Source organism: Halorientalis persicus (genome assembly GCF_900110215.1).
In the GTDB taxonomy this organism is placed as follows: Archaea; Halobacteriota; Halobacteria; order Halobacteriales; family Haloarculaceae; genus Halorientalis; species Halorientalis persica.
Window position 1 is genome coordinate 1 of record NZ_FOCX01000070.1, and the last position, 6662, is coordinate 6662.

At 53.6% G+C, this 6662-nt stretch carries 7 protein-coding genes; 2 read left to right on the forward strand and 5 right to left on the reverse strand.

Translation table 11 applies throughout. From position 1 onward, the window contains the following. On the reverse strand, positions 1-1541 hold a 1541-nt coding region (locus BMX17_RS24210; RefSeq protein WP_092665063.1), incomplete at its 3' end, for a transposase. Positions 1542-1626: 85 nt separating this feature from the next. On the opposite strand from BMX17_RS24210, the gene BMX17_RS25645 reads away from it, so the two are divergent. Continuing rightward, on the forward strand, positions 1627-2256 hold the full coding sequence (locus BMX17_RS25645) for a DUF7979 domain-containing protein (protein ID WP_139203752.1): 630 nt from the start codon (positions 1627-1629) through the stop codon (positions 2254-2256). A gap of 88 nt (positions 2257-2344) precedes the next feature. Here the strand turns inward: BMX17_RS25645 and BMX17_RS24215 are convergent, their stop codons facing one another. After that, complete coding sequence (locus BMX17_RS24215) at positions 2345-2692, reverse strand: hypothetical protein (RefSeq protein WP_092665050.1); 348 nt, start codon at positions 2690-2692, stop codon at positions 2345-2347. A gap of 252 nt (positions 2693-2944) precedes the next feature. On the opposite strand from BMX17_RS24215, the gene BMX17_RS25650 reads away from it, so the two are divergent. Further along, positions 2945-3406, forward strand: coding sequence for a hypothetical protein (locus BMX17_RS25650; RefSeq protein ID WP_139203753.1), 462 nt, complete (start codon positions 2945-2947; stop codon positions 3404-3406). 12 nt (positions 3407-3418) lie between these two features. On the opposite strand, the gene BMX17_RS24220 is transcribed toward BMX17_RS25650, so the two are convergent. The 3 genes from BMX17_RS24220 to BMX17_RS24230 form a co-directional block, all read right to left on the reverse strand. Next, positions 3419-3925, reverse strand: coding sequence for a PIN domain-containing protein (locus BMX17_RS24220; RefSeq protein WP_092665053.1), 507 nt, complete (start codon positions 3923-3925; stop codon positions 3419-3421). Then, a complete protein-coding gene (locus tag BMX17_RS24225) occupies positions 3922-4290 on the reverse strand; it encodes a UPF0175 family protein (RefSeq protein WP_092665056.1) in 369 nt (122 codons plus the stop codon). Before BMX17_RS24225 ends, BMX17_RS24220 begins: the two co-directional genes overlap by 4 nt. 284 nt (positions 4291-4574) lie before the next feature. After that, a complete protein-coding gene (locus tag BMX17_RS24230; protein ID WP_092665060.1) occupies positions 4575-6251 on the reverse strand; it encodes a transposase in 1677 nt (558 codons plus the stop codon). Between the last annotated feature and the right edge of the window lie 411 nt (positions 6252-6662).

The window sequence follows — 6662 nt, forward strand, 5'->3', positions numbered from 1 at the left end:
GCGAACGCGAAGTAGAAGAACCGTAGTCCGAAGTGCTTCGACGTTGTGGCGGCCATGAACCGTTTGATCGACTTGTAGCCGCTCTCGATCTCCCACCGGTAGCCATACTCTGAGAGAAGGCCACTCTTCCGATTCGTCATGAACACCGAGTACTGCCGGTGGTCGTCGTGTTCGGAGTTCTCTTTGCGTCGGTAGATCAGTGTCGTCGAGTGCCACTCGTTATCGCCGAGATGTAGCTTCCGGTCGGTCTCATACCGGTCCTTGTCGCGCTGGAGCAATCGTTTTGCCTGTGCTTTCTCACTCGTCTGCATCCGCTTGGGCACCACGTAGGAAAGGCCACGCTGGCTGAGCATCTCCAAGATGTGCTGGCTGTCGAACTCCCGGTCCATCAGCACATTATCGACATGAACAGCCGCCTCTGCCGAGTCCAAGAGGTCTTCGACGATCTCCTTACGCGTATCTCCTTTCCGGACTGGGCGCGCATCGAGGACTATTGGAACAGCGTTCCCAACCAGCTGGACCGTCGCCCACTGGTAGGCGTATTCATCGGTTTTCTCCTTCGTGCCGATGATCTCGTCTTCGTGACCCGCACGGTCGCCAGTGAACGGGTCAGATTCAGTAATGTCGATCGCAACGATGCCGGCTCGGAAGAACTCCTCCGTGTCTGCGACTCGATCTAAGAGGCGATTCACGGCTTGGCGGTACATCTCCCGAATCTGTTCGATAGAGAGGTCTCGCACATGCTCGCGATGGGCGTGGCCGAGTGGTGTTCGCTCTCGATTGGATTCGTGAATGAAGCTCCGGGCACCCTCGTTGACAGCCAAATTCTCTCGAAGTCCGAGATATGTCTGGAGGTCCCAATAAGCGTTCTCGTGGATCTCACATCCCTCGCCTCGGTCCAATGAGAAGGCAGGGAGCACAACCCGGCTTACGTGCTCAGTGACTGTCTCAGCCTGCTCTAATACGGTCTGGTCGTTAGGATCTGATTCTGTCCTCTCGTCATGATGTCTGTGGCTCTGCCGTTCTGGTTCTCGTGGAACAGAGACACCCGCATTTTGGGCTTTGATGAGAATTGTTCGCGCTGCTGTCTGGACGGTGTCTTGGAGTTCGGCCGTGAACCGATGGTGCCAGCTGCGCCACAGCGTGGATTGATTCGGCATCGAGTCCAGCCCGATCTGTTCGCAGAAATCAGGGTGCTGGGTGAGGTATTCGACGAGGGCGGTTTCGTGGTCCCAGCCATGGCATTCTTTCAGCAGGAACAGGCGAAACAGCGCCTCCATTTCGTAGCTCGTTGAGCCTGCAAACCGATCGTGGGCATCGAACTGGACGTATGCGAGGGGCACTGCATGGACGAATGGATCAACGCTCTCGTGATCATCATGTTGGAACCAGGTTTCCGCAACAAGGCGAACATCCGATTCTACTCCGGGGAGCGACGTACGATCGAACAGCGGGCCAGACTCGTACGTGGGCCACTCGACATAGGATAGCTGGGCGATTTGCCGAAAGACAGTACGGCGAGACTCACGAGTTAATGTCACAGTGAAAGGCTGGCCACGCCAACTCAAGAGTTCGGCAGACTAGTCACAGACAAGGTATTTATCCAATCAATGTCACCAATACTGTATGCCCTCCATAAAATCAGCTCTCGTTTTACTACTAGGAGCAATGTTGGTTGTTGGTGGTGTCACAGCATGGTTTTTCGATGATCGCGCCTATCAGCACGAAGTGCAATCCCTCGATAACGCACCTGAGAATGGCGACGTCTACAATTACTCAGATTTATCGGAAAATGCACAAACAGCGTTTGTACAGGCGCATCAGGCGGGGCCAAACGGTGGAACATACCCTGTGTACGACGAAGCCAAGAAGCCTCATGAGTTCGAATATCTCACTGACGGAACGATGAGCTACACGATACGCTACCAGGGAAACTACTATGAACTCTTCACCTCCCAAACCGGTGGGCATGGGATGGGATTTGAACGAGTAATCAAGGGACTTCTTGCATTTGGTATTGGAGTCGCACTTCTCATGGTAGGACGGCGAGTCAGTTCGGACCGCCAGCTTCAGTATAGCGTTCTCGGTGGCACTGTTATTGGGGGGAGTGTTGCATTCACCGGCTCATTTTGGCCAGGCCAAACAGCGGTTCTAATTGCTGTCTTTGGTGGCTGTGTCTTGTGTCTCCTCACTACGATCCTCACATATACACTTCTCAGTTTTCCAAGAGAGACACGGTTCCTCTTTGCTGAATAGTGATGCTTTGGCCGTCTCTGCTCGCGTTACTCCTAAAAACTGTGTCTGCTTCTTGGTAATGAGTCATTCAGTACAGGGCGTGTGTCTCTCATGTAGGAGAGTTCGTGAGCTCTTTAAATTCGATGTTGCCAGATTGGATATTTATCTGTAGCGTTGATTGGTTGCTCACAGTCCAGTTCTCACTACTTGTCGAACCGGATTGCAATTCAATGACGAATGTATACGTTTTCTCGGGCTTCAATTCATTTGTAAACTCTCTACAACGGTCGTTTTGCATGGTTTCAGTCACTGTCTCCGTTCGTGACCCGTCGAAGATGAACGGCGACGAGGCAGCAATTTCATCGTTCTGAGGGTTGATTACTCGGTAGTCTCCCTCCTTCGGGCTTTCCGTCTGGTTACAAAGCAGCGTGGTGACTTCACGAGTGTCCTGACTCATACAACCGGCGACACCGATAACCAGACTTCCAAGACAAGTAAGGAGAGCACGGCGAGACCGATCAGGGTACATGATTTCTATTTTATAATATGTTCATAAGTAACTTCTGCTCAATACGCATATTCACTGAGCGGTTGTTTCACGGCAAATCCGGTTAGTGAGAACCCGCCTCGATATGGTGAGTGGCTTCGCTCAGTACCGATGGATTGTCCACCCACAAGAGACATTACAGGTGGTGGCATCCTACTTCGTATGAATCGACGGGAGTGTGTTATTTCAACTGCTTCACTATTTGCGCTGAGTGGTTGCCTTGGGTTCGGGGACAAAAACGAGGGGGACAGAATCTCTGTAGCCGACTCGTCTTTATCTATTGATGACATCAGCTGTCAATCTTCGCTGGAGGAACAGGCAACAGTGTCTGTCTCAGAATCTCAGATTACCGTCAACGGTGTTTTTCCAGCAACCGGGGAGTGTACTGACCTGACGCTCTCGATAAAGTCTGGAATTGACCAACAGACTGCGGGACACATTGATGTTGAAATCGAAGAGAGACAGACGACAGCGGCCGACTGCCACACATGCGTTCCCCAGATCGAATATACAGCTACTGTCGACGTGTCACAACGGCCAACCCAGATTACTGTCCAGCACTTCCCGCTCACTGGAGAGCCAACTCAGCCCGCCCAGTGGCGACAGAGCACTGATCAGAGTTAGGCAATCAGTTAGTCATCGATAGTCCGTAATATTTCGATAGGGAACGTAGTATCCGATTTCATCAATCCAGGTCGAGAGCCATTCGTTCGCAGTCTCCTCACTAATCCGTCCAGCATCAATGGCGGCCAGGAGGACGCCGACCGAACCGACAACGGTCACGCCCTGTTCTTTCGCGAATGCTCTGGCGTCGCCGTCGTCCGTCAGTAACCGACCATCGTGTGCGTCGGCAAGTGCAAACGCCTGTGCTTCTCCGGGATCAAGATGGTCGCTGACAACCGCTTCTCTATTTGCAACAGTGTCCGAGACCGTCGCGACCGGGATCTCATCATCTAGTATGTCCAATGCCGACTGGAGGTAGGGATGATCGTCGACACCAGTGTGGAGTTCTTCGCGAACGACCGGCACCGTACAGATTCCAGAGAGTCCAGCCACTACCCACAACTGGTCGATGTAGGCAAAGTTTGATAGAACAGTCGTATTGAGAACGCTTGGGTCCGCTGGAAGATCGGCAGCCGTCATTGCGAGTCCGATGTCTCGGTATCAGCAGGCTCATCATCGAATTCGAGTTCTGTCGCCGCCTCCGCTTCGTAGGCCGCATCCTCCTCACCTGTGAGCCCGAGCCGAAGTTCCACACCGTGTTCACGGAGGATGTCACGCATCGTCCAGCGATCGACATCAGCGAGTCTGGCTGCATCACCGAGCGTGATCCGCTCGCGTTCGTAGAGGGCGACCGCAGCAGCGATGCGTTCGTTTTCGTGGTCCTCGAAGTACTCACGCACGAACTCTCGCAACGCATCGCTCTTGCCCCCGAACACACCAGCCTCGACAGCACCTTCGATGAGGAGGTCGAGATCGTCTGGATAGGAGCCGGTGATTCGTGCCATCGTTCTATGCCAAACTACGACTTCATACTATTTATGAACTGCGCCAGACTGCCATATGCATTGAGACGACCGGTCTCAACTACTGTATGCATTTGGAAGTTGAGACTACAGTGGGTATAGCGGGCCTGTAATGCGTGGAATCGGCCGAATCGAAAAGGAGAATCTGCTTCAGATCGCTTTCTGAACGCCCGCTCTTGTTCCACAGGCAACTATTCCAGCGGATTTCCAAGACTCTGGATAGTGTCGCCACTCAGACGCCGTGCTCTCACGGAGAGAGACCCTCGCTATCCTATTCCCGTTTCTTTCTTTACCAGCGTCAGCGTGTTATCAGCCGTCACGATCGGCGAGTGTTCATACTCACCGGTCAATTTGACCTGCACGAGCAGATCAACTGCCCGCCAAATCGAGTACAGTAGGCACGCGAACGCGAAGTAGAAGAACCGCAGCCCGAAGTGCTTCGAGGTTGTCGCGCCCATGAACCGTTTGATCGATTTGTAGCCGCTCTCGATCTCCCACCGGTAGCCATACTCCGAGAGAAGGCCACTCTTCCGATTCGTCATGAACACCGAGTACTGCCGATGATCGGTGTGCTCGGAGTTCTCTTTCCGTCGGTAGATCAGCGTTGTCGAGTGCCACTCGTTGTCGCCCAAGTGCAGTTTTCGATCAGTTTCGTAGCGGTCCTTTCCCTTTTTGAGGAGCCGTTTCGCCTGCGCTTTTTCGCTGGTCTGCATCCGTTTTGGGACGACGTAGGACAGCCCGCGCTGGCTGAGCATCTCCAGGATATGCTGGCTGTCGAACTCCCGATCCATTAGCACGTTATCGACGTGGACAGCCGCTTCAGCCGAGTCCAGGAGGTCTTCGACGATCTCCTTACGCGTATCGCCTTTCCGGACTGGGCGCGCATCGAGGACTATTGGGACGGCATTCCCGACCAGTTGGACTGTCGCCCACTGATAAGCGTACTCGTCGGTCTTCTCCTTCGTGCCGATGATCTCGTCTTCGTGACCCGCACGGTCGCCAGTGAACGGGTCAGATTCGGTAATATCGATGGCGACGATGCCGGCTCGGAAGAACTCCTCCGTCTCTGCGACTCGATCCAAGAGGCGACTCACGGCGTGGCGGTACATCTCGCGTATCTGTTTGATGGAGAGATCGTGTACATGCTCGCGATGGGCGTGGCCGAGCGGTGTCCGCTCTCGATTGGACTCGTGAATGAAGCTGCGAGCCCCTTCGTTGACGGCCAAGTTCTCTCGAAGTCCGAGATAGGTCTGGAGGTCCCAGTAGGCGTTCTCGTGTATCTCACAGCCCTCATCACGGTCCAATGAGAACGCTGGGAAAGCAATATCGCTGACGCGATCAGTGACTGTCTCTGCTTGGTTCAGGATGGTCTGGTCGTCAGGATCCGGTTCTGTATTCTCGTCACCATGTCTACGGGTCTGTCTTTCTGGATCGCGCGGGACTGTGACACCCGCATTCTGGGCTTTGATGAGGATCGTCCGTGCTGCCGTCTCGACGGTATCCTGGAGTTCAGCAGTGAACCGTTTGTGCCAGCTCCGCCACAGCGTCGACTGGTTCGGCACCGACTCCAGACCGATCTGTTCGCAGAGATCGGGATGCTGGGTGAGGTATTCGACGAGCGCGGTTTCGTGGTCCCAGCCATGGCATTCTTTCAGCAGGAATAAGCGAAACAGTGTCTCCATCTCGTAGCTCGTCGAACCTGCATACCGGTCGTGGGCATCAAACTGGACGTATGCGAGGGGCACTGCGTGGACGAATGAATCAACGCTCTCGTGATCATCATGTTGGAACCATGTTTCCGCAACAAGGCGAACATCCGATTCTACTCCGGGGAGAGACGTACGATCGAACAGCGGGCCAGACTCGTACGTGGGCCAGTCGACGGGGGATAGCTGGGCGATTTTCCGAAAGACAGTACGGCGAGACTCACGTGTTGGGGCCACAACGAGAGGCTGACTACGACATGCTCAAGTATTCGTCTAACTGCTCGATACAGGTCGCCGTTTGACCACCAAAGATATAATCAGTCGTAACGAATTGAAAGTATGAATTATCGCTGGCTTGCCGGTCAGTTATTAGCGGTTCTCGCCACGGGTTATATCGTGTTTGGTGAGCCAATAGCGGGTGTTGATCCCGTTTACACTGTCGGGATCATTGCTATAGCAGTATTTACCGGAATTGTCTCATACTACGCATACAAAGGATACCGCTCTCAGCACAATCCGACCGTTGAGTCCAAACCATAGAACGCTATTTTGCCAGATACACTGAACAGTCAGAGATTGTGTTTGGTTATTGGTTGAAAGTCGCTCAGTACAACAGCCACAGCTCGGATCAAATCTTCTCGTTCGAGC

Bases quoted from the DNA above. Each gene is read 5' to 3' on its own strand.
- BMX17_RS25645 (WP_139203752.1), top strand. From the start codon at position 1,627: ATGCCCTCCATAAAATCAGCTCTCGTTTTACTACTAGGAGCAATGTTG.
- BMX17_RS24215 (WP_092665050.1), bottom strand. From the start codon at position 2,692: ATGAGTCAGGACACTCGTGAAGTCACCACGCTGCTTTGTAACCAGACG.
- BMX17_RS25650 (WP_139203753.1), top strand. From the start codon at position 2,945: ATGAATCGACGGGAGTGTGTTATTTCAACTGCTTCACTATTTGCGCTG.
- BMX17_RS24220 (WP_092665053.1), bottom strand. From the start codon at position 3,925: ATGACGGCTGCCGATCTTCCAGCGGACCCAAGCGTTCTCAATACGACT.
- BMX17_RS24225 (WP_092665056.1), bottom strand. From the start codon at position 4,290: ATGGCACGAATCACCGGCTCCTATCCAGACGATCTCGACCTCCTCATC.